The organism is Paenibacillus sp. FSL R7-0026, from assembly GCF_038004485.1.
GTDB lineage: Bacteria > Bacillota > Bacilli > Paenibacillales > Paenibacillaceae > Paenibacillus > Paenibacillus xylanexedens_A.
In genome coordinates, this window is the sequence record NZ_JBBORG010000001.1 from 1,810,151 (window position 1) to 1,831,867 (window position 21,717).

General features: G+C 49.2%; 14 protein-coding genes. 11 read left to right on the forward strand and 3 right to left on the reverse strand.

Going from position 1 to position 21,717, the window contains the following annotated elements; translation table 11 throughout:
- The first annotated feature begins 126 nt into the window (after positions 1-126).
- From MKY44_RS08370 to MKY44_RS08415, 10 genes are all read left to right on the forward strand, one after another.
- On the forward strand, positions 127-648 hold the full coding sequence (locus tag MKY44_RS08370; protein WP_341006748.1) for a TetR/AcrR family transcriptional regulator: 522 nt from the start codon (positions 127-129) through the stop codon (positions 646-648).
- A gap of 119 nt (positions 649-767) precedes the next feature.
- Positions 768-1,727: an NAD-dependent epimerase/dehydratase family protein gene (locus tag MKY44_RS08375; RefSeq protein WP_341006749.1), complete on the forward strand. Its 960-nt coding sequence runs from the start codon at positions 768-770 to the stop codon at positions 1,725-1,727.
- A gap of 351 nt (positions 1,728-2,078) precedes the next feature.
- Positions 2,079-9,641 carry a beta strand repeat-containing protein gene (locus MKY44_RS08380; RefSeq protein WP_341006750.1) on the forward strand — a complete coding sequence of 2,521 codons (7,563 nt, stop codon included), beginning with the start codon at positions 2,079-2,081 and terminating at the stop codon, positions 9,639-9,641.
- Between the two features lie 111 nt (positions 9,642-9,752).
- Entirely contained in the window at positions 9,753-9,992 is a 240-nt protein-coding gene (locus MKY44_RS08385) for a DUF896 domain-containing protein (RefSeq protein ID WP_338593434.1), read from the forward strand.
- Positions 9,993-10,317: 325 nt separating this feature from the next.
- Complete coding sequence (locus MKY44_RS08390) at positions 10,318-11,748, forward strand: NAD(P)-binding domain-containing protein (RefSeq protein ID WP_341006751.1); 1,431 nt, start codon at positions 10,318-10,320, stop codon at positions 11,746-11,748.
- Between the two features lie 134 nt (positions 11,749-11,882).
- Positions 11,883-12,368 (forward strand): hypothetical protein, encoded by a 486-nt coding sequence (locus MKY44_RS08395; protein WP_341006752.1) that lies wholly within the window; start codon positions 11,883-11,885, stop codon positions 12,366-12,368.
- A 251-nt stretch (positions 12,369-12,619) separates the two neighbouring features.
- A complete protein-coding gene (locus MKY44_RS08400) occupies positions 12,620-13,366 on the forward strand; it encodes a DeoR/GlpR family DNA-binding transcription regulator (protein ID WP_017689448.1) in 747 nt (248 codons plus the stop codon).
- A 2-nt stretch (positions 13,367-13,368) separates the two neighbouring features.
- Entirely contained in the window at positions 13,369-14,280 is a 912-nt protein-coding gene (gene pfkB, locus MKY44_RS08405) for a 1-phosphofructokinase (protein WP_341006753.1), read from the forward strand.
- A 90-nt stretch (positions 14,281-14,370) separates the two neighbouring features.
- Positions 14,371-16,338: a PTS fructose transporter subunit IIABC gene (locus MKY44_RS08410; protein ID WP_341006754.1), complete on the forward strand. Its 1,968-nt coding sequence runs from the start codon at positions 14,371-14,373 to the stop codon at positions 16,336-16,338.
- 199 nt (positions 16,339-16,537) lie between these two features.
- Positions 16,538-17,326 carry a class I SAM-dependent methyltransferase gene (locus tag MKY44_RS08415; RefSeq protein ID WP_341006755.1) on the forward strand — a complete coding sequence of 263 codons (789 nt, stop codon included), beginning with the start codon at positions 16,538-16,540 and terminating at the stop codon, positions 17,324-17,326.
- Between the two features lie 89 nt (positions 17,327-17,415).
- Here the strand turns inward: MKY44_RS08415 and MKY44_RS08420 are convergent, their stop codons facing one another.
- The 3 genes from MKY44_RS08420 to MKY44_RS08430 all read right to left on the reverse strand — a co-directional run bounded on the left by MKY44_RS08420 (position 17,416) and on the right by MKY44_RS08430 (position 20,591).
- A complete protein-coding gene (locus MKY44_RS08420; RefSeq protein WP_036609757.1) occupies positions 17,416-18,555 on the reverse strand; it encodes a zinc-dependent alcohol dehydrogenase in 1,140 nt (379 codons plus the stop codon).
- 78 nt (positions 18,556-18,633) lie between these two features.
- Positions 18,634-19,797 carry an oxalate decarboxylase family bicupin gene (locus tag MKY44_RS08425; protein ID WP_341006756.1) on the reverse strand — a complete coding sequence of 388 codons (1,164 nt, stop codon included), beginning with the start codon at positions 19,795-19,797 and terminating at the stop codon, positions 18,634-18,636.
- Positions 19,798-19,970: 173 nt separating this feature from the next.
- Positions 19,971-20,591 carry a GntR family transcriptional regulator gene (locus MKY44_RS08430; protein WP_341006757.1) on the reverse strand — a complete coding sequence of 207 codons (621 nt, stop codon included), beginning with the start codon at positions 20,589-20,591 and terminating at the stop codon, positions 19,971-19,973.
- Between the two features lie 200 nt (positions 20,592-20,791).
- Between MKY44_RS08430 and garR the strand changes: the two genes are divergently transcribed.
- Entirely contained in the window at positions 20,792-21,685 is an 894-nt protein-coding gene (garR, locus tag MKY44_RS08435) for a 2-hydroxy-3-oxopropionate reductase (protein WP_036609751.1), read from the forward strand.
- Positions 21,686-21,717: the final 32 nt, after the last annotated feature.

Consider the following 21,717-nt stretch of genomic DNA (forward strand, 5'->3'; position numbering starts at 1 on the left):
TTGAGCCAGCGTCTGCGGGTTTGTTGGCTTTGTACAAGTTCACGATACCTTTGCATTGAGGGATAGTATTCGTTATACTTCAAGCTATTGATCAATTAATTACTAACTATTGGAGGGCGGATTATCATGGCAAAGGATAAAGCAGCGTCGGTTAACCGGCGAAATGATATTATCTCTGCAGCAATTGACGTCTTCGCGGAAATTGGCTATTATCGTGCGACTACAGCCCAGGTGGCTGAACGGGCACAGATCTCACAGCCGTATATATTTCGTTTTTTCAAAACAAAAGAAGCTTTATTATTAACTGCAATTGAGGTCTCATGGACACGGGTGATTGATTCGTTTCGAATTGTGGTGGAGACGGCGACACCAGATCAGTTAGAGAATGATCTCATTGAAGCCTATGATAAGATTCTGGAATCGCACAAGAGTGAAATCTTGCTTCAGATGCAGGCGCAAACGATCCGGGAGGAAGCCATTCGTCAGGCCATGCAAAAAGGCATTAGTGATGTACGAAGCATGGTACTGGAAGCTTTCACCGTTGCAGGAATTGGTGAACCGTTAAAAAGAACCATGATTTTTCTGGCAATCGGGATGTTGTGTAATGTATCTAATGCACTGGATATGCCGGAGCTGAAGGAACGATAGAGAGGGAGGTAAAGTCCCTTTTTATATTTTAGTTATTGATCAATCACTAATTCTGGTTTATATTGTTTTCAGGTAAGTAATTGATCAATAACTAAATGGATGAAAGAGGTCGATCTACGATGAATAGAGCTATTGTTATTGGAGCGACAGGTGGAACAGGTGCAGCGATTACGGAGGAATTGATTAAACGAGGAATTTCTACGATTGCATTTGGGCGTTCCCGTCAAAAACTGGAGCAACTTGCGGTAAAGTTGGGATCTCCAGATCACCTGCAAATCGCAGTGGGAGATGCATTTCGGTCGGATGATATTATCGTTGCTTCCCAGGAAGCGGATGTCATGTTTCATTGTGCGAACGTCCCGTATAACGAGATGGGGAGTAGGCTTATTCCGCTTGGCGAATCCGTGATGGCGGCGGCAGAACACTTGGGGCTGAACGTGATTGTAATAGATGGAATCTATCCCTATGGCAGAAGACAAATGAACGAGGTAACGGAAGAACATCCGAAGCAGCCACATACCCGCAAAGGCAAGACACGAGTTGCCTATGAACAGATGTTATTCAGCACGAGATGGAGCAGAGCTCAGGTGATGATCGTTCGTTTGCCAGATTATTATGGCCCATCGGCTAATCAGGCTTCTTATCTGGGTTCAACACTTGAAGCGATAGCAAAAGGAAAGATGGCTTTTTTTATCGGGAATATGAAGGTGCCGAGAGAGTATATTTATTTGCCGGATGCTGCGGTCATGGTAGTGGAGCTGGCAAGCAGAGATACGACGTATGGACAGAACTGGAACATTCCTGGATCGGGGATCATCTCGGGTCATGAGATTGTGCGTATGGCACAGAAGGCTGCGGGGAGAAGAAAACCTGTGATGGCATTAGGAAAAGTGGGATTGTCGGTGATTGGACTAGGTGTACCCGTTATGAAAGAAATTGTAGAAATGTTATATCTGACCGAGGAACCCCTGATCTTGAGTAGACAGAAGTATGAGGAACGGATTGGCCCGATTGTGGCAACATCTTTTGAAGAAGGAATTGCGTTGACGATTAAGGAGTTGGAGTTGCAGGGGGAGTAGAGGGGAATATATTTTTCGGAGAAAAGTAATTGATTGATCACTAACCGTGAAGGTTTTATAGGTATATTGAACAGGGGGCGCACAAAGCTAGTCCAGGGCATAGAGTGTACTATTGTAAAATGCGGGGATTTGACGTGGTGTACAAGGAGGGGGGATTCTCTTGTGAGCGGTATATCCAAAAGGAAACGCAAAATTTCCTCAATCAGTACAGGTAAACGGAAAGCAAAAAAATCAAAAAAGCACTCTATCCCAAAGAAGAAGAGTAAGTCTTGTAAGAAAAGCAGACGTAAATGCAAAAAAAAGAAAAGTCACAGGATTCCTTTCCTTCGCGGCCCACGGGGTTATCAAGGAATGAGAGGATTCACAGGAGCAACAGGTGCTACTGGGTTAACCGGAGACCCTGGGTATCCCAGCATATGGGGAGCAACCATTTTAACAGGACGGACCGGAGTAACTGGAACCACGGGAAGTACCGGAATAACTGGAGTCACAGGAGCAACAGGAGCTACCGGACTGACGGGCACCACAGGTGTGACTGGAACTACAGGATTTACAGGTCCGACCGGTCCAACGGGTGAGGAGGGAGCAACTGGATCTACAGGAAGCACAGGAGTGACAGGTGCGACTGGCACTGGATCAACTGGAGTCACAGGAACAACCGGCGCAACTGGAATTACCGGATTTGGTGTTACAGGCGTGACCGGTGCTACAGGAGATACCGGTATAACCGGCTTTACAGGTCCAACTGGAGTTGCAGGATTAGCTGGGGCTACCGGGTTCACTGGAGCAACTGGTCCAACTGGGATGGGTGTGATGGGACTAACGGGATCTACTGGTGAAACAGGATTCACGGGAGTGACTGGAGCGACTGGACCAACCGGAGCGATGGGTCTAATAGGTATTACAGGTGCGACTGGATTAACGGGAAGTACTGGCGAAATTGGAATCACAGGCCCGTCCGGAGCAACTGGTATTACTGGAACCACAGGCGTCAGTGGCGTAACTGGAACGACAGGTACTACGGGCGCGACCGGCCCAACCGGTGAGACAGGTATCACCGGAGTTACAGGCGCTACAGGATTTACTGGAGCAATAGGAACAACGGGAAGTACGGGTCCAACTGGAAATACTGGCATAACCGGCACGACAGGGATAACAGGTGCGATCGGCGCAACTGGTGCCACTGGGGGGATCGGGTCTACGGGAGTTACTGGTGTTACGGGTGTAACCGGATCTACTGGAAGTACTGGTGAGACGGGGCTAACAGGAGTCACAGGTCCAACTGGTGTCACTGGCACGACTGGCTTAACTGGCGTTACGGGTACAGCAGGTACGACTGGACTAACTGGTGCGACCGGAGCGACTGGCGTCACTGGAGAGACGGGTCTAACAGGTATTACGGGTGAGACTGGAGTTACAGGAAGCACTGGTACTTCTGGAACAACAGGTACTACGGGGGCAACTGGATTAACGGGTGTGACGGGAGCAACCGGCGAAACAGGCACGACAGGCATCACTGGCGTTACTGGAAATACTGGTGCTTCAGGGATTACTGGATTTACGGGTAGTACAGGTGCGACCGGCACGACTGGTTTGACAGGATTCACCGGAGCGACAGGAAGTACTGGTGAGGCGGGGCTGACAGGAGTTACAGGTACGACCGGATTAACTGGCGTTACGGGTACCACGGGTGTAACCGGTTCTACTGGAATTACAGGCCTCACGGGAATTACTGGAGCAACTGGTGCTATTGGCACTACCGGTATCACAGGTACGACTGGTGTGACAGGACTCACTGGGGCCACTGGTATAAGTGGTGTCACTGGTGAAACAGGACCAACAGGCACAACCGGATTAACTGGCGTTACTGGAATTGCGGGCACAACAGGAACGACTGGAGTGACCGGTGCAACAGGTATTACTGGATTTACAGGTAGCACAGGTGCGATCGGAGCAACTGGTGCCACTGGCACAACCGGAGTCACAGGTACGACTGGTGTGTCAGGACCCACTGGGGATACAGGAGAAACGGGTACCAACGGAGCTACAGGTGCTACAGGACCTACTGGGGCGATAGGGGCAACGGGAAGTACAGGTACAACCGGCGTTACTGGCATAACAGGTACGACCGGTACTACGGGAGTTACAGGTATAACCGGCAATACTGGTGTAACAGGAGCCACAGGAATTACTGGAGCAACTGGAACTACTGGAGATACAGGTCAAACAGGGGTCACAGGAACGACAGGTGTGACGGGATCAACTGGCGCAACGGGAGAAACGGGGATTTCAGGTGCAACCGGAGTTAGTGGCACAACAGGAATTACCGGAGCGACCGGACTGACTGGTGTCACTGGGGAGACGGGTCTAACAGGAGGTACAGGTGCAACTGGTATTACAGGTCCTACGGGTGCGACTGGACCAACTGGTATTACCGGAAACACGGGTACAGCTGGTGTAACTGGCCCAACAGGAGAGACAGGACTAACAGGTATAACTGGAGCTACTGGAAGTACGGGTGCGACAGGAACAACTGGTGTTACAGGTGCAACCGGAGTTAGTGGCACAACAGGAATTGCTGGTGTAACTGGCGTGACAGGACTCACCGGGGTTACTGGTTCAACTGGTAATACCGGAGCTACTGGCATAACCGGGGTCACCGGCGAAACAGGGCCAACCGGCACAACTGGCTTAACTGGCGTTACGGGTACAATTGGTGTGACCGGAGCAACAGGCGTCACTGGAGAGACCGGAGCTACAGGCCTGACGGGAAATACAGGACCAACGGGTGACACCGGATTTACGGGTCCAACAGGTGAAACAGGAATCACTGGAGTTACAGGCCCTACTGGAGCAACCGGCTCAATCGGAACTACTGGAGATACAGGTTCAACAGGGGTCACAGGTACGACTGGTGTGACGGGACCGACCGGTGCAACTGGGGCAACGGGAATTACAGGTGCGGCTGGACTAACTGGTATTACCGGAACCACGGGTGTCACAGGAGGTACCGGAGCTACAGGGATTGCGGGAACGACCGGGGCCACTGGTGTTACTGGGGAGACCGGTCTAACAGGAGTCACTGGTGTCACCGGGGAAACGGGTATAACTGGGGCCACAGGTGTAACGGGCCCTACCGGTTCGACTGGCCCTACAGGAGAGACGGGGTTAACCGGGGTCACAGGTCCGACTGGTGTGACGGGACTGAACGGTGCAACTGGAGAAACTGGAATTACAGGTACAACTGGCATTACTGGAACCACGGGTATCACAGGCGTGACCGGAGCTACCGGACTGACTGGTGTCACTGGGGAAACGGGTCTAACAGGATTCACAGGCGTGACGGGACCTACGGGATCGACTGGGGCGACAGGAGCAACCGGAATTACAGGTATCTCGGGAGTGACTGGCGTAACCGGAACGACAGGTGTTACTGGAGAAACAGGGTTCACAGGACTGACGGGAGCGACCGGGGCCCCTGGTGTTACTGGGGAGACCGGTCTAACAGGAAACACAGGTGTAACGGGCCCTACCGGTTCGATTGGCCCAACTGGTGAAACAGGACCAACAGGCACGACTGGTTTAACTGGCGTAACGGGAACAACTGGTATTACGGGGGTAACCGGAGCAACTGGTGTAACTGGAGCTACAGGTCCAACAGGGGTCACAGGTACGACTGGTGTGACGGGACCGACCGGTGCAACTGGAGAAACGGGAATTACAGGTTCGACTGGCCCAACTGGTGAAACAGGACCGACGGGCACAACTGGTGCAATTGGTATTACAGGTCCTACTGGTGCGACTGGAGAAACAGGAAGTACAGGTGCCACGGGAGTAACCGGCGCAACCGGAACAACTGGTGCAACTGGGCTAACAGGAGTCACTGGTGTCACCGGATTTACGGGTCCAACAGGTGAAACAGGAATAACTGGAGTTACTGGTCCTACTGGAGCAACCGCAGCTACTGGAGATACAGGTCCAACCGGGGTCACAGGTACGACTGGTGTAACGGGAACAACTGGTATTACGGGAGTAACGGGAGTAACCGGAGCAACAGGTGTTACTGGAGAGACGGGTTTAACAGGAGGTACAGGTGCAACTGGTATTACAGGTGCTACGGGTGCGACTGGACTAACTGGTATTACCGGAACCACGGGTACAGCTGGTGTAACGGGCCCAACAGGTGCCACGGGAGTAACCGGAACAACTGGTGTCACTGGAGAGTCGGGTCTAACAGGAGTCACTGGTGTCACCGGGGAAACGGGTATAACTGGGGCCACAGGTGTAACGGGCCCTACCGGTTCGACTGGCCCTACAGGAGAGACGGGGTTAACCGGGGTCACAGGTCCGACCGGTGTGACGGGACTGAACGGTGCAACTGGAGAAACTGGAATTACTGGAACCACGGGTATCACAGGCGTGACCGGAGCTACTGGACTGACTGGTGTCACCGGGGTAACGGGTCTATCCGGGGCCACAGGTGTAACGGGCTTAACTGGTTCGACTGGTCCAACAGGAGAGACAGGACTAACAGGTACGACTGGAGTTACTGGTATAACCGGTCCGACAGGCACTACAGGACTAACAGGGAATACTGGGGTCACAGGGGAAACGGGTACGACTGGAGCAACGGGAAGTACGGGTACTACGGGAGCTACTGGTGTAACGGGCACAACTGGCATCACAGGGGAAACAGGTCTAACAGGAATTACTGGTCCAACTGGTGTTACGGGATTAACTGGAGCCACGGGCATTACAGGAGATACGGGGGTAACAGGTGTTACCGGCACGACAGGACCAACAGGACCAACCGGAGCCAATGGTGCGACTGGCATAACCGGAGTCACAGGTACGACTGGTGTGACGGGACCCACCGGGGCTACTGGAGCAACAGGAACCACGGGCATTACAGGAGAGACGGGTGTAACAGGCGCTACCGGTACGACAGGTGTAACGGGACCAACCGGTGCCACTGGAATAACCGGCACTGCAGGACCAACTGGTGCGACCGGATCTACGGGAGTTACTGGCGTAACCGGCTCGACTGGAGAGACGGGTGCAACAGGCGTTACCGGCACGACAGGACCAAACGGAGCCACTGGTGCGACTGGCATAACCGGAGTCACAGGTACGACTGGTGCTACAGGGGCAACCGGTCCAACGGGTATTACTGGTGAAACAGGAACAACCGGCACGACCGGAACGACCGGCACGACCGGAACGACCGGCACGACCGGCGTAACTGGCATTACGGGTGTGACTGGAGCTACTGGAATTACAGGAGCCACCGGCATAACTGGCCAAACTGGAGAGACGGGTCTAACAGGGGTCACAGGTACGACTGGTGTGACGGGCCCCACCGGGGCTACTGGAGCAACGGGAACTACGGGAGTTACTGGTGTAACCGGCGCGACTGGTGCCACTGGCATAACTGGCACAACTGGCGTAACTGGTGTTACGGGTACAACAGGACCAACCGGAGCCACTGGTGCGACTGGCATAACCGGAGTTACAGGTACGACTGGTGCTACAGGGGCAACCGGTCCAACGGGTATTACTGGTGAAACAGGAACAACCGGCACGACCGGCGTAACTGGCATTACGGGTGTGACTGGAGCTACTGGAATTACAGGTGCCACTGGCACAACTGGCCAAACTGGTGAGACGGGTCTAACAGGGGTCACAGGTACGACTGGTGTGACGGGGCCCACCGGGGCTACTGGAGTAACGGGAACTACGGGAGTTACTGGTTTAACCGGCGCGACTGGTGCCACTGGCATAACTGGCACAACTGGCGTAACTGGTGTTACGGGTACAACAGGACCAACCGGTCCAACGGGTATTACTGGCGAAACAGGAATAACCGGCACGACCGGCGTGACTGGCATTACGGGTGTGACTGGAGCTACCGGAATTACAGGTGCCACCGGCACAACTGGCCAAACTGGAGAAACGGGTCTAACAGGGGTCACAGGTACGACTGGTGTGACGGGACCCACCGGGGCTACTGGAACGACGGGAGCAACTGGTGCCACAGGAGAGACTGGTCTAACAGGGGTCACAGGTACGACTGGTGTGACGGGGCCCACCGGGGCCACTGGAGCAACAGGAACCACGGGCATTACAGGAGAGACGGGTGTAACAGGCGCTACCGGTACGACAGGTGTAACGGGACCAACCGGTGCCACTGGTTCGACTGGCATAACCGGAGTTACAGGTACGACTGGTGCTACAGGGCCAACCGGTCCAACGGGTATTACTGGTGAAACAGGAATAACCGGCACAACTGGCCAAACTGGTGAGACGGGAGTAACTGGACTTACTGGGGTTACAGGTAATACAGGATTTACTGGAACGACGGGAGCAACTGGTGCCACAGGAGAGACGGGTCTAACAGGGGTCACAGGTACGACTGGTGTGACGGGGCCCACCGGGGCTACCGGAGCAACAGGAACCACTGGCATTACAGGAGAGACGGGTGCAACAGGCGTTACCGGCACGACAGGACCAACCGGAGCCACTGGTGCGACTGGCATAACCGGAGTCACAGGTACGACTGGTGCTACAGGGGCAACCGGTCCAACGGGTATTACTGGTGAAACAGGAATAACCGGCACGACCGGGATAACAGGCATTACGGGTGTGACTGGAGCTACTGGAATTACAGGTGCCACCGGCACAACTGGTGCCACTGGAGAGACGGGTGTAACAGGGGTCACAGGTCCGACTGGTGTGACGGGACCCACCGGGGCTACTGGAGCAACGGGAACTACGGGAGTTACTGGCGTAACCGGCGCGACTGGTGCCACTGGCATAACCGGCACAACTGGCGTAACTGGTGTTACGGGTACAACAGGTACGACTGGAGCCACTGGGATCACAGGTACGACTGGAGCAACAGGAACCACGGGTATTACAGGAGAGACGGGTGTAACAGGCGTTACCGGCCCGACAGGTGTAACGGGACCAACCGGCGCGACTGGAACAGCAGGAACCACGGGTATTACTGGCGCGACCGGAGCAGCTGGGGCTACAGGGCTCACAGGTGTATCAGGAGCCACCGGCACAACAGGAATTACGGGTATCACGGGTGTGACCGGTGCTACAGGAACTACAGGTACAACGGGTGTAACAGGAGCGACCGGAGCAACAGGAGAAACAGGAATAACGGGAGCTACAGGAGTTACAGGAATAACCGGAACAGCAGGCATTACGGGAGTTACTGGTTCTACAGGTGCAACTGGGGTCACTGGGGTTACAGGCATCACAGGACCAACCGGCCCGACTGGACCAACTGGGGCTAACGGAATTACGGGGGCAACCGGTGTAACGAGTGCAACAGGAGCTACGGGAGCGACAGGAATCACAGGAACAACAGGTGCAACCGGGGCCACGGGCTTAACAGGAGCCACTGGACCAACCGGCCCCAATTTTGCAACACAAGGGTTCTCGGCATTCCTGGCTACACTTTCGACAGCAACCAGCACTCAGTTAACTAACTGGACGACCACGGCCCCTTATTACGGTAATGCCAACTTCAATGCAACCACAGGAAACTATACCGTCCCGGTAACCGGAAGATACTCCATTGTGGCCACGATCAATTATGCAACGACCGCAGCGATCGCCTTATCACTGGGTGCTGGAGTGAACCCTGCTTTTCTTGTCCAGAGAACATCCCCTACGGTAACGACACTTGTCAGTGGTTTGTTGCCCGTCCTAAATGTCGCGATTACGCTACTCACACTGCGGGCAGTGCTGGGAAGTGGTTCAGTGACTTTGGCGGTAGAAGTGGCATTGAATGCGGGAGATGTGATTGGACTGTTCTATGCTGCAAACGGGTTGACGATTACATTGAACCTGGGCAGTGGTGCTACAAATGGCATTGTGTGGTCTGTGCATGAGATCACCTAAACACCTCTCAACGGATTGCGCCTATGGACAAATTCGTAAAGTTGTAATAAGTTAGTTTGAAGATATTCGAAATATCTTTTGGAAAGTGGACTAACAAGTGAGGTGGATTTCATGATTCCTATTTTGGGACGCATTAACGAATTAAGTCGAAAACAACGCAGCAGCGTCGGTTTGACAAAAGCAGAAAAAAGCGAGCAGCAGGAGCTTAGAAAACAATATTTGCAGGCTATTCGAGGTCAGGTGCTGACTACCATGCTGGCAGTATCCGTTGTGGACCCACTGGGTCATGATGTGACCCCTGAGAAATTAACTAATGAAAAATTGCAGCGCCGTGAACAAACCGGCCAATAGCATTCCCTTTTTGAAGACAGACCAAGGTTACATCTTGGTCTGTCTTTTTTTATTTTCTGCAAATCATCCGTTCAGCAGGAACTGTATCAATAATCCAGTTAGGGTTTCGTGCGAATTAACAAGCATGTTAGATATTTTTAGTATTGATGACAATAAACCTACCGCGAACTTCAATTCATCCCCGATAACTCATATAATAACGCTAATATATTTCAGAAATACAAAGAAAAAGCACAATTCTCCTCAATATAACTGACAACAAACTTACATCAAATAATCAAAGAAAGACTAGTTCATATATGTATCTCGAAAGGGTTGATGAATCATGAGCCTGGAAGCTTTGAATGAACGTGTGAAGAATGATCTGGATTATTTATCATTTGGTGGCGCGAACTGGGTACGTCCAAGAGAACATGCGGATGGTCATGTCTATGATGTCGTTATTGTGGGTGGAGGCCAGAGTGGTTTAGGGGCGGCATTTGGACTTCTTCGTGAACGGATCTCCAATATTGTTGTCATTGACGAGAATGCATCGGGGCTTGAAGGACCTTGGGAGACTTATGCGCGTATGGTAACTTTGCGCACACCCAAGCATCTGACCTCCATTGATCTGGGGATCCCCTCGTTAACCTTTCGCTCATGGTGGGAAGCACAGGTTGGGCCCGAAGGTTGGGAAGAGGTAGATAAGATCCCGCGTGGGGACTGGATGAATTATTTACGCTGGTATCGGAAAGTATTGAATCTGCCTGTGCTTAATGAGGTAGAATTGACGCTGGTTGAGCCTATGGAGAACGGAATACATCGACTTCATGTGAACAAGGCTGGATCTCAGATGGATGTTATACTTGCTCGCAAAGTAGTGTTTGCTACGGGAATACAAGGTGGTGGAGAGTGGCATGTGCCATCCATGATTGCGGATAGATTACCTCGGGATCGGTATGCCCATACGTCGGAAGCGATTGATTTTGATCAATTAAAAGGTAAAAAGGTTGCTGTACTTGGCGGCGGCGCTTCTGCATTCGATAATGCCAGTTATGCTCTTGCCACCGGTGTGGCGGAAGCTCATGTATTTGTACGGCGGGAACAACTGCCAAGTATTAATCCCATTCGTCAGATGGAACAATCCGGTATGATTGAGCGATACCACGCTCTTCCGGTTGCTGATAAATATGAAGTGATCTCTCATTTCTTCAAATTCAATCAACCCCCAACCAATGATACGTTTAATCGTGCGGCAGCCTGGCCTGGATTCGAACTGCATTTGAATTCGCCTTGGCTGAGTGTAGAAGCGACGGACCAAGGTGCGATTGTGCACACGGCAAAGGGAGCGTTTACGTTTGATTTTCTAATTATTAGCACAGGTCTGCTTAGTGATCCGGCACTCCGCCCTGAACTGAAGCTTGTAGAGCCATACATCGCACGCTGGGAGGACTGTTACCAGGCTCCGCCAGAGCTTCGCAATGCGTTGCTGGACGCACATCCATACCTGAGTTCCGGGTTTGCAATGACAAGCAGGAGTGAACAGGGTGAGAGACCGTTGCACGGACTGTTTGTATTCAACTACTCTGCACTTGCCAGCTGTGGTCTGTCGGCATCGGCAATATCGGGAACGAAGAGTGCAGTACCGAAACTGGTCTCTGCCATAGCGGATCAATTGTTTCTCGATGATCGAGAGGTTATTTTGCAACAATTTTATGCGTATGAAGAACAGGAATTTACGGCTACGTGGGTGAAAACTGGTGCCCTCGCTGAGTAATCGCACTCTATAATATTGTGAACGTGTGGCATCTGATGCTGCACGTTTTTTTGTTTTTCATATGATGAAGGTTACACTTGCCTTTAATTTGTTGTAAAATGTCGGTTGGAACATGTTAAAGGCAGGGATAATAGATGAATGAAATGAACTATGAACAATTTAGAGCCCATTTGAAGAAAGCGTCGCGTAAACGAAATGTACCTATGATTAAGATCGTTGCATTTCAAGAGAAATACATGAAGATTGAAGAAGTTCAATTTTACGATGTGGAACAAAATCATATGAGTGTTCGGGCCTGCAATACGTTGTGGATGCATCTGGAGAATAAATCTTTCCGTAATATGGTGTCCCAACATTTGCAGTTTTATAGAGACATGGAGAACCTGGGTCGTCATTCCTTTGAGAATCTGATCAAAGAACTATATGATACGTCTGTTCCTGTGCTGCTCGATTACAATCCCGCTCATTATTACACCTCGGGGCAACTCGCTGAGATTCTGGTCATGGATGAGGAGAGGCTGATTGAACAATTGGAGATGGGCCGATTCAAGGGGGCTTTTATTAATGAAGATGGAAAATGGCTTAAACCCAAACCGGATGCAATGGTTGTAGAGTCATAAACGCCATAAAGGTTTCATGATAAGCAAAATCCTGCAACGCCGCGCATCAAGCGCTGGAGGCTGCAGGATTTTTAATGGAGATTTGAAGGGCAGGGCATTCCAACTTTAAGAACATGAAGAGAGAAAGGGACAATTGGACAAGAAAATAAGTCGAAAGATGCGGGTTTTTGAATGTTTTTAAATTATTTTGAATGAAAGTGGTTGTTTTTTGAGGAGTTTATGATACTATAGAAGCAGTTGGAGGAATGAAGATGCTGACTGAAGAACGATATGCTGCAATTATAGAGCGCTTACATTTACAGGGAATTGTGAAATTGCAAGAGCTTGTTGATGTGTTAGGTGCTTCTGAATCAACGATTAGGCGTGACTTGATCGATCTGGAGAGTCGTCAGATGCTCAAACGCATCCACGGCGGTGCCGCACTGGTGAATGAAAAAACGCTGGAACCGGGCATGGAAGAAAAAACGTTCAAAAACATTCAACAAAAAACGACGATTGCCCGTTTGGCTGCACAGGAGATCGAAAATGGCGAATGCATTTATCTGGATGCAGGAACGACAACGTTAGCCATGATTCCTTTTATTGAAGCTAAAGACGTAACGGTTGTTACCAATGGACTTTCACATGTTGAAGCTTTGGTAAGCAAGCGTATTCGCAGTTATTTGCTCGGAGGTATGATGAAAATTCATACAAAAGCAGTCATTGGCAGTATCGCATTACAGAACATGGATAATTTCCGTTTTGATAAATGTTTTCTTGGAAGCAACGGAGTTGATCCCGAAATGGGGTATACAACACCGGATCCGGAGGAAGCCTTGATTAAAAGGCGTGCACATCAATTGTCGGGAAAATCTTATGTGCTGGCTGATTCCAGCAAAATAGGGGAAATTACTTTTGCCAAATTGTTTGATTTGGAGGAGGCCGATTTGATTACCGAGCAGATGCCAGAACATTGGCGGCCTGGAATCGCCCAGAAAACTAAAATAATTGAGGGATAACGATGATATATACGATAACACTTAACCCGTCCATTGATTACATCGTGGAAGTGGATGAGCTGAAGCTTGGCGGATTGAATCGAATGAATCGGGATTTGAAGCTCCCTGGCGGCAAAGGCATTAATGTCTCTCGCATACTGAATCAACTTGGAGCAGATAACACGGCTATTGGTTTCCTTGGTGGATTCACAGGACGTTTCATTAATGACAAGTTGCAAGAAGATAACATTCGGACAGATTTTGTTACGATTGCAGACGATACTCGCATTAACATCAAGCTGAAGCATGGAGAAGAGACAGAGATTAATGGTCTTGGACCTGCAATCAGTGCCGAAGAGGCGGAGCAGTTGCTTCATAAATTGTCTTCGTTGGAAAAAGGAGATATTGTCATTCTCTCCGGAAGTGTACCGCCTTCACTTGGAACGGATTTTTATGATCGTCTCATTAAAGTATGCAAGCAAACGGGTGCCGAATTTGTGATTGATACAACTGGCCCTGCGTTAATGGAAGCTCTTGAACATGCACCATTGCTGGTGAAGCCTAATCATCATGAACTGGCTGAACTGTTTGGTGTAACGATTAATACTCGCGAGGAACTGGTGTTATACGGGCGTAAGTTGCTGGAAGCCGGTGCTAAACATGTGTTGATCTCCATGGCAGGTGAGGGTGCACTATTCATTACCAAAGCGGAAGTTCATCATGCGAATGTGCCAAAAGGCACTGTGAAAAACTCGGTTGGTGCCGGTGACTCCATGATTGGCGGATTCGTAGGTACCTATGTACAGAGCGGAGATTTGCTGGAAGCTTTCCGCACAGGGGTTGCATCTGGAAGCGCAACTGCGTTCTCGGATGATCTGGCAACACGAGAATTGATTGATGAATTGCGTAATCAAGTAACCATTACGACAATCTAGCCTAACGGCCATATAAAAGATTTTTACTGTAATTGTAATGTAGTGAGGCCTGTCTAGGCAGGCCGACTGAACTTAAGGGAGTGTACCAAGATGAGAATAACAGACTTGATGATCCAGGAAACGATGATCATGGACCTGCAAGCCACAACCAAAGATGAGGCTATTGATGAACTAATTGCAAGCCTGAACCGAAGCGGACGAATTAATGATCCTGTTCTGTTCAAGGAAATGATCTATAAAAGAGAAGCTGAATCCAGCACAGGGATCGGTGGCGGAATTGCAATGCCACATGCCAAAACAACAGCGGTGAACGAACCAACAGTTGTATTTGCCAAGAGTAGAAAAGGGCTTGATTTTGAAGCGTTGGATGATCAGCCAGCTCATGTGTTCTTCATGATTGCGGCTCCAGAAGGCGCAGGTAATACCCATCTGCGTACGCTTGCAGCTCTTTCCAGGTTGTTGATTGATAGCGATTTCATCTCACAATTGATGAGTACAGATACACCTGCTGAAGTTAGTGCATTGTTTGATGCCAAACAGGCTGAAGCAGCTGAGAAGGAAGCAGCCAAAGAAAAAGCAAAAGCTGAAAAAGCAGCAAATGCCGCATCCACTTCTACTACTGGTCAGCAACAGAATACTTCTGGTGTGATTGTTGGTAATGCCAATTCGGAAGATTTTGTTGTTGCGGTTACAGCCTGTCCAACCGGTATAGCGCATACGTTTATGGCTGAAGATGCACTTAAAAAGAAAGCTCAGGAAATGGGCATTAATATTCGCGTAGAGACAAACGGCTCTGAAGGAGCGCAGAATGTTCTCACTGCTGATGAGATCGCTCGTGCTAAAGGGGTTATCGTTGCCGCAGACAAAAATGTGGAGATGGCACGTTTCGATGGCAAACCGGTATTGCAAAGACCAGTGAGTGATGGAATCCGTAAATCCGAAGAGCTGATTCGCAAAGCCGTTAACGGTGATGCACCGATCTATCGCAGCCAAGGCGGAAATGCCAAGGAAGAGGGCGCAAGCACTGGTAAGATTAGTGTAGGTAGCAAAATCTATAAAGATCTGATGAATGGTATCTCGCATATGCTACCGTTTGTTGTAGGTGGCGGTATCCTGCTAGCAATCTCCTTCTTGTTCGAGCAACTCGCTAGCCCTGAGAATCCGATTGTACAATTGCTTCAAACGATCGGTGGCGGAACAGGTGCGTTCCACTTCCTGATTCCGGTACTTGCCGGATTTATCGCGATGAGTATTGGTGATCGCCCGGCCCTGATGCCTGGTATGGTCGGTGGATTGATGGCGGTTAACTCAAACGCCGGTTTCCTTGGTGGTTTGGCTGCCGGTTTCCTGGCGGGTTATGTAGTTATTGGTCTCCGTAAGTTGTTCAAAGGATTGCCTAAAGCGATTGATGGCTTGAAACCAATCTTGCTGTATCCGGTATTTGGTTTGCTGATCGTAGGTGCCATCAGTTTCTATGTCTTTGATCCAATCTTTGGTTCCCTGAACACATGGCTTGTAGATGCATTGGGTAATCTGGGTACAGGTAATGCGGTATTGTTGGGCTTGCTGCTTGGCGGTATGATGTCCATCGATATGGGTGGACCGTTCAACAAAGCGGCTTACACATTCGCTATTGGGGTATTCACATCCAGTGGTAACACAGACGGTGCATGGATGGCAGCGGTTATGGCAGGCGGTATGGTGCCTCCTCTGGCGATTGCACTTGCAACAACATTCTTCAAATCCAAATTTACAGAGCAAGAACGCAAATCAGGCCTGACTAACTATGTACTTGGATTCTCTTTCATTACAGAAGGTGCAATTCCATTTGCTGCGGCTGATCCATTACGTGTATTGACTTCCTGTATTCTGGGTTCCGCTGTTGCTGGCGGATTGACACAACTGTGGAGCATTAATGTACCAGCTCCGCACGGCGGGATCTTTGTTGCAGCACTGGCGAACCACGCACTGTTGTTCTTGCTTGCTGTTGCGATTGGTTCTGTGATCTCCGGTCTGATTCTGGGATTGTGGAAGAAATCACCAACGCTTGTGAAGTAACAAATATAAGAAACATCTCCTGGGTGAAATTCACTTGGGGGATGTTTTTTATTTCAGCTTTTTTGTTAAGTAGTGAAAAGTTGCCTCCGGATTTGTGTAAAATGCTTATTTAGCTTTTACATTCATGTGTGGTAAAATAAATATAATTATATTTTGAAACTATGTTTCGTCTAATGAAACTTATGCAGGAGGAATTGGAATGTCTGATGTAATCAAAAGTCAGGTGCAGAAGCAGTTTGCGAAAAATGCAGGTAAATATGTGACGAGCTCGGGGCATGCCAAAGGTGAGGATCTCGCGTTGCTCGTGGCTTCATCTCAAGCCACTCCGGATATGAACGTGCTGGATATCGCCACTGGAGGAGGGCATGTCGCTAATGCATTGGCTCCACTTGTTCAGCGGGTGACAGCTCTCGATCTAACGGAGGAAATGCTGCAGGTGGCTGAACAATTTATACAGGGCAATGGATACCGTAATGTAGATTTTGTTGCCGGGGATGCAGAGAAGCTGCCATTCGATGATGATGTCTTTGACCTTGTGACCTGTCGAATTGCTGCTCACCATTTTCCGGACGTTTCTTCGTTTGTTCATGAGGCATTACGAGTTATGAAGCCCGGTGGAAGGTTGTTATTCATTGACAACGTGGCACCTGAACGTGATGAGAATGACCAGTTTTACAATGAAGTGGAGAAGTGCCGGGATGCAAGTCATGTTCGAGCATGGCGCAAGACGGAATGGATTCATATGCTGGAGTATGCCGGCTTCCGAATGGAAACGATGGTTTCCTTCCAGAAGCGCTTTAAGTTTGAAGAGTGGTGTAACCGTGCGGCACTGCCGGAACGGGAGAGAAGGGAACTTGAAGCAAGTATGTTGAGTGCACCGTCCATCATCAGAAAGTTTTTCAATTTTGAAGTGACAACAAACGGGAAGCTCGACAGCTTCCAAGGAGAAAGTGTGTATATCCAAGCGATTAAACCGACTCATGTCTGATTAGGTGTCGATAAAATAAAACAAGCAGAGTACCTTGAACAGGTAGTTCTGCTTGTTTTATTTTGTATATTTATAATCAAAGCGACGGTTCAGGGTTTTAGTATAACTTTGGTACATTCGTCTTCATGATCGTTGAAAATGCGGTATGCATCGCTTGCATTCTCCAGTGAAATCCGATGGGAGATGATCTCGGTTGGATCAAATTCACCAGCAGTGATTTTGCGGAACAATTCAGGCATGTAATGTATAACAGGAGCTTGTCCCATTTTAAGATTGATATTGCGTTCAAACAAATTACCTAACGGAAACATGTTGTAGGAAGAGCCATATACACCCGTAAGTTGGAGTGTACCGAATTTCCGGATTGCTTTCATGCCGATTTCGATCGCACTCAGTGAACCGCCATGAAGTTTCAGCTTCTGTCCGATCTCCTCCAGTGTGGTTTTTTTACCATCCATACCTACACAGTCGATAACAACGTCGGTTCCGCCTTGTGTAATCTCACGAATGTGCTCACCCATATCATCGTAATCTTCGAAATTAAAGATCTCTGCATCGTTTAAACGTTTGGCTTTCTCCAGTCGATAGGGCAGGCGATCCACAGCAATAACACGTTTGGCGCCTTTCATCCAGGCGAACTTCTGCGTCATCAGCCCAATGGGTCCACTACCGAGTACAGTGACCGTATCTCCCGGTTTAACTCCGGCATTCTCCACGCTCCAATATGCGGTTGGAAGAACATCGGACAGGAATAATAAAGCTTCATCTTCAAGTTCACAGGATTCCGGAATCACAAACGGAGTAAAGTTCCCGTAGGGAACACGCAATAATTCTGCCTGACCTCCGGGGTGATTTCCGTAGCGTTCGGTGAATCCGAAATATCCACCTGTATGAATATCCGGATTACCATTGGAATTATCACACTGGCTCTCCATGTCATGATTGCAATAGAAGCATTCACCACAAGCGATGTTAAAAGGCAGGACCACACGGTCCCCCTTCTTCACACGTGTCACTTCTGGACCTACTTCTTCTACAATGCCCATCGGTTCATGACCGATAACATAATCTTTGGCAGCAGGCAAGGCTCCCTGATAAATATGCAAATCGGATCCACATATAGCTGTGGAAGTAATACGAACGATAATGTCATCCTTCTGTTGCAATTTGGGATCTTCAACCTCTTTGACTTGAATGTCCTTGATTCCCTGAAACGTAACGGCTCTCATCTTCATATTCCTCCTTATATAGTGGGATTATCTGACAATTACCCCATTTCAGCACAGATGATAGATATACATACTAAATTAAACGACAGGCCATTTTACTTTACGCAAGGCATCGAGCAACTCAGGCGGCGCATTCAGATTGTCACGGACCAGATCCCGAGGAGTTAATGCCATCCACTGATTCAGCGAGACATCCTCAAAGCGATCACTTCGGAATATCTCCAAAAACCATAAAGTGTCTGTACCGGTATTCTGTATATAGTGTCCCATTGCGACAGGAACATATCCGACATCTCCAGCCCGATAGTCAAATGTGCGAGCAATGCCATTGCCTCCAAAGACAGTCATTCTTCCTTGTCCTGTCAGATAGTATTGCCATTCATCTGCATTAGGATGCCAGTGCAGTTCACGCATGGCGCCAGGCCGGATCTCAACGAGTGCGGCAGCAACGGTAGTTGAGATGGGGAAGTTGGTGGAGTCTACGATCCGGACACTTCCGCCGGGGGTAATGAGTGGTTCCTGGGCCAGCAATCGGTGTTTGAATGTGAGAGGAACGGTACCATATGGCGACTGAACTTCCTGGCTCTCGATGGAACCCGGGACGGTATCTTGGAAAATGTAGACCTGTTCCTTCGGCATTGACTGAAAAGCGGATTCGGGCACGCCGAAATTGACAGACAATACCTCTGGTGGGGTATGGGCAAACCAATCCGATATGGATAACGTATTCAGATCGGAGAAGGACCCGTCATCAAACACAAGCAGAAATTCACAACCATCCTCCAGCCCTTGAATGGAATGGGGTAGACCCTTGGGGAAAAACCAGAGATCGCCAGGCCCGACATCCGCAATAAAATTACGTCCGTTCTGATCTACCGAAGTGATTCTTGCCGTTCCCCAGATCATATAGGCCCACTCGGATTGTTGATGCCAGTGTAATTCCCGTACACCTCCGGGTGTCAGGCTCATGTTCACACCAGCCAGTGTAGTGGCAATAGGGAGATCCCGTACGGTGATTTCACGTGACCAACCGCCATGGTTCAATTGCATATGTGTATCGGAAAAAGACATTCTCAGATTGGGCAATAACCCGTTATCTGTTGCTGGAGGTACCAGCATATCGGGGTTTTGTATATCTCTCATAACATCTCTGGGTCCCAGATCAGGTCCTCCAGCGCCATCACTACGAATGGGTTGCGGGATAATAAGTGGTTTTTCGTTTGGTTGTTGCCCTTTGGTCATTGAGTGATCCCTCCAGATTCAATAACATGTCACACGCGACACTGTATCGTTATGTTTACACCTATGAATCAGGGCCTGGATAATATGAAGGACAAACGACAAAAAAAGACGTGACCACAATGTGGTCACGTCTTTATACGTATGTGAGAAGGTCGAACAATTCATGAATCCGGTTATCGAATCAGATGAAGGCAGAATTCCAGATCGGATTGCAGATGTTCTTTCATCAGTCGTTCGGCAGTCGTCCCGTCATGTGCCTTGATCGCTTCGCAAATCTGATAATGCTCTTCAATGAGGAAGGGGCGCTGATAATACACAACCGTCTGACGGAATAGATAAATGACGGATTGCATTTTGTCGAACAGATCAATCATCAATGCATTATTACTCGCACGCATGATGATTTCGTGAAACTCTTTATTGGCTTCCATAATCTCTTCTTTGCTTCCGGTATGTCCCACTTGAACGCAATGCTCAAGAGCCGCCACTTCCTGAGCGGATAAGAAGGCAGCAGCAGATTGAGCCGCATGTCCCTCCAGTAACTTCCGTAATTCAAACGTATTTCTCAGATCGGTCTCCGTTAGCTTGACGACCCGTTTGTTCACGACTAATCCTTCCTGTTCCAGACGGCGGATGGACTCTCGGATCGGGGTCCGGCTGACATTCAGATCGGTCGCCAGCTTCTCTTCCACAAGTTTGGTTCCCGGAGAAAGGGTGCCTTGCAAAATCATGTCCCGCAGAACTTCATAGGCCTGCTGATAAGCTGGACGGGACTTGTCCGTACTTGGTTGCATTGTATTTCACCTCTCCCTTTACTTTAGCGAAAAAGAAGGCAATAAACAACAAGATTAAAAACCGAATTTTAATTTTCGGATACATAAATAATAAAATTGTATACAAAAATTAAAATGTTGTGTACAATAACGAATGTGAATAGGAATGATAGCGATTACAAGAGTGAAAAGCAAAGAATTTAGGCTGGAGGGATTGCAAGATGAAGAAACGAATTGGATTTATTGGACTCGGTATTATGGGACGTCCTATGTCATTGAACCTGATCCGGGCGGGATATGATGTAAGCGTATACGATATTAATCAAACGGCTGTGATGTCATTGGCTGATGCAGGAGCGCGAGGCGCAGCATCTCCGAAAGAGGTAGCTGAGCATAGTGATGTCATCTTCACAATGCTGCCCAATTCAGAGCATGTCCGCACCGTTATAACGGGCGAACAAGGTGTGCTGGCAGGAGCCAATACGGGAAGTATCATTATCGACATGAGCTCGATCTCGCCGGTCGTTTCCAAAGAGCTGGCTCAGCTTGTATCCAAATCAGGTTTGTATATGCTGGATGCCCCCGTAAGTGGTGGTGAACCCAAAGCTATAGATGGCACACTCGCCATCATGGTGGGTGGCAATGAAATGATTTTTGAATCTGTGAAAGAGGTTCTGCAAGTGGTAGGACAGGATGTAACGCGAGTCGGGGATAATGGTTCAGGTGCAACAGCCAAGCTGGCGAATCAGATTATCGTGAACCTGAATATTGCCGCCATGTCCGAAGCGCTTGTATTTGCAGCCAAGGCTGGCATTGATGTAGAGAAGATGTATCAGGCAATCCGCAGCGGGCTCGCTGGAAGTGCGGTACTGGATGCAAAAGTGCCACTCATTCTGGATCGTAACTTTGTCGCTGGGGGACGCATCGATATTAACCTCAAAGACATGACCAATGTGATGGAAACGGCGCATGATATCGGAGTTCCTTTACCGCTCAGCAGTCAGTTGCTGGAGATTTTCCATGCACTGAAGATTGATGGGAAAGCCGCAGATGACCATGGCGGAATCGTTCAATATTTTGAGAAACTAGCAGGTGTAGAAGTGAATCGGGTCTAATAAAAAATTAAAAAAAGAAAAAAGAATGTTAA

Bases quoted from the DNA above. Each gene is read 5' to 3' on its own strand.
- MKY44_RS08370 (WP_341006748.1), top strand. From the start codon at position 127: ATGGCAAAGGATAAAGCAGCGTCGGTTAACCGGCGAAATGATATTATC.
- MKY44_RS08375 (WP_341006749.1), top strand. From the start codon at position 768: ATGAATAGAGCTATTGTTATTGGAGCGACAGGTGGAACAGGTGCAGCG.
- MKY44_RS08380 (WP_341006750.1), top strand. From the start codon at position 2,079: ATGAGAGGATTCACAGGAGCAACAGGTGCTACTGGGTTAACCGGAGAC.
- MKY44_RS08385 (WP_338593434.1), top strand. From the start codon at position 9,753: ATGATTCCTATTTTGGGACGCATTAACGAATTAAGTCGAAAACAACGC.
- MKY44_RS08390 (WP_341006751.1), top strand. From the start codon at position 10,318: ATGAGCCTGGAAGCTTTGAATGAACGTGTGAAGAATGATCTGGATTAT.
- MKY44_RS08395 (WP_341006752.1), top strand. From the start codon at position 11,883: ATGAATGAAATGAACTATGAACAATTTAGAGCCCATTTGAAGAAAGCG.
- MKY44_RS08400 (WP_017689448.1), top strand. From the start codon at position 12,620: ATGCTGACTGAAGAACGATATGCTGCAATTATAGAGCGCTTACATTTA.
- pfkB (WP_341006753.1), top strand. From the start codon at position 13,369: ATGATATATACGATAACACTTAACCCGTCCATTGATTACATCGTGGAA.
- MKY44_RS08410 (WP_341006754.1), top strand. From the start codon at position 14,371: ATGAGAATAACAGACTTGATGATCCAGGAAACGATGATCATGGACCTG.
- MKY44_RS08415 (WP_341006755.1), top strand. From the start codon at position 16,538: ATGTCTGATGTAATCAAAAGTCAGGTGCAGAAGCAGTTTGCGAAAAAT.
- MKY44_RS08420 (WP_036609757.1), bottom strand. From the start codon at position 18,555: ATGAGAGCCGTTACGTTTCAGGGAATCAAGGACATTCAAGTCAAAGAG.
- MKY44_RS08425 (WP_341006756.1), bottom strand. From the start codon at position 19,797: ATGACCAAAGGGCAACAACCAAACGAAAAACCACTTATTATCCCGCAA.
- MKY44_RS08430 (WP_341006757.1), bottom strand. From the start codon at position 20,591: ATGCAACCAAGTACGGACAAGTCCCGTCCAGCTTATCAGCAGGCCTAT.
- garR (WP_036609751.1), top strand. From the start codon at position 20,792: ATGAAGAAACGAATTGGATTTATTGGACTCGGTATTATGGGACGTCCT.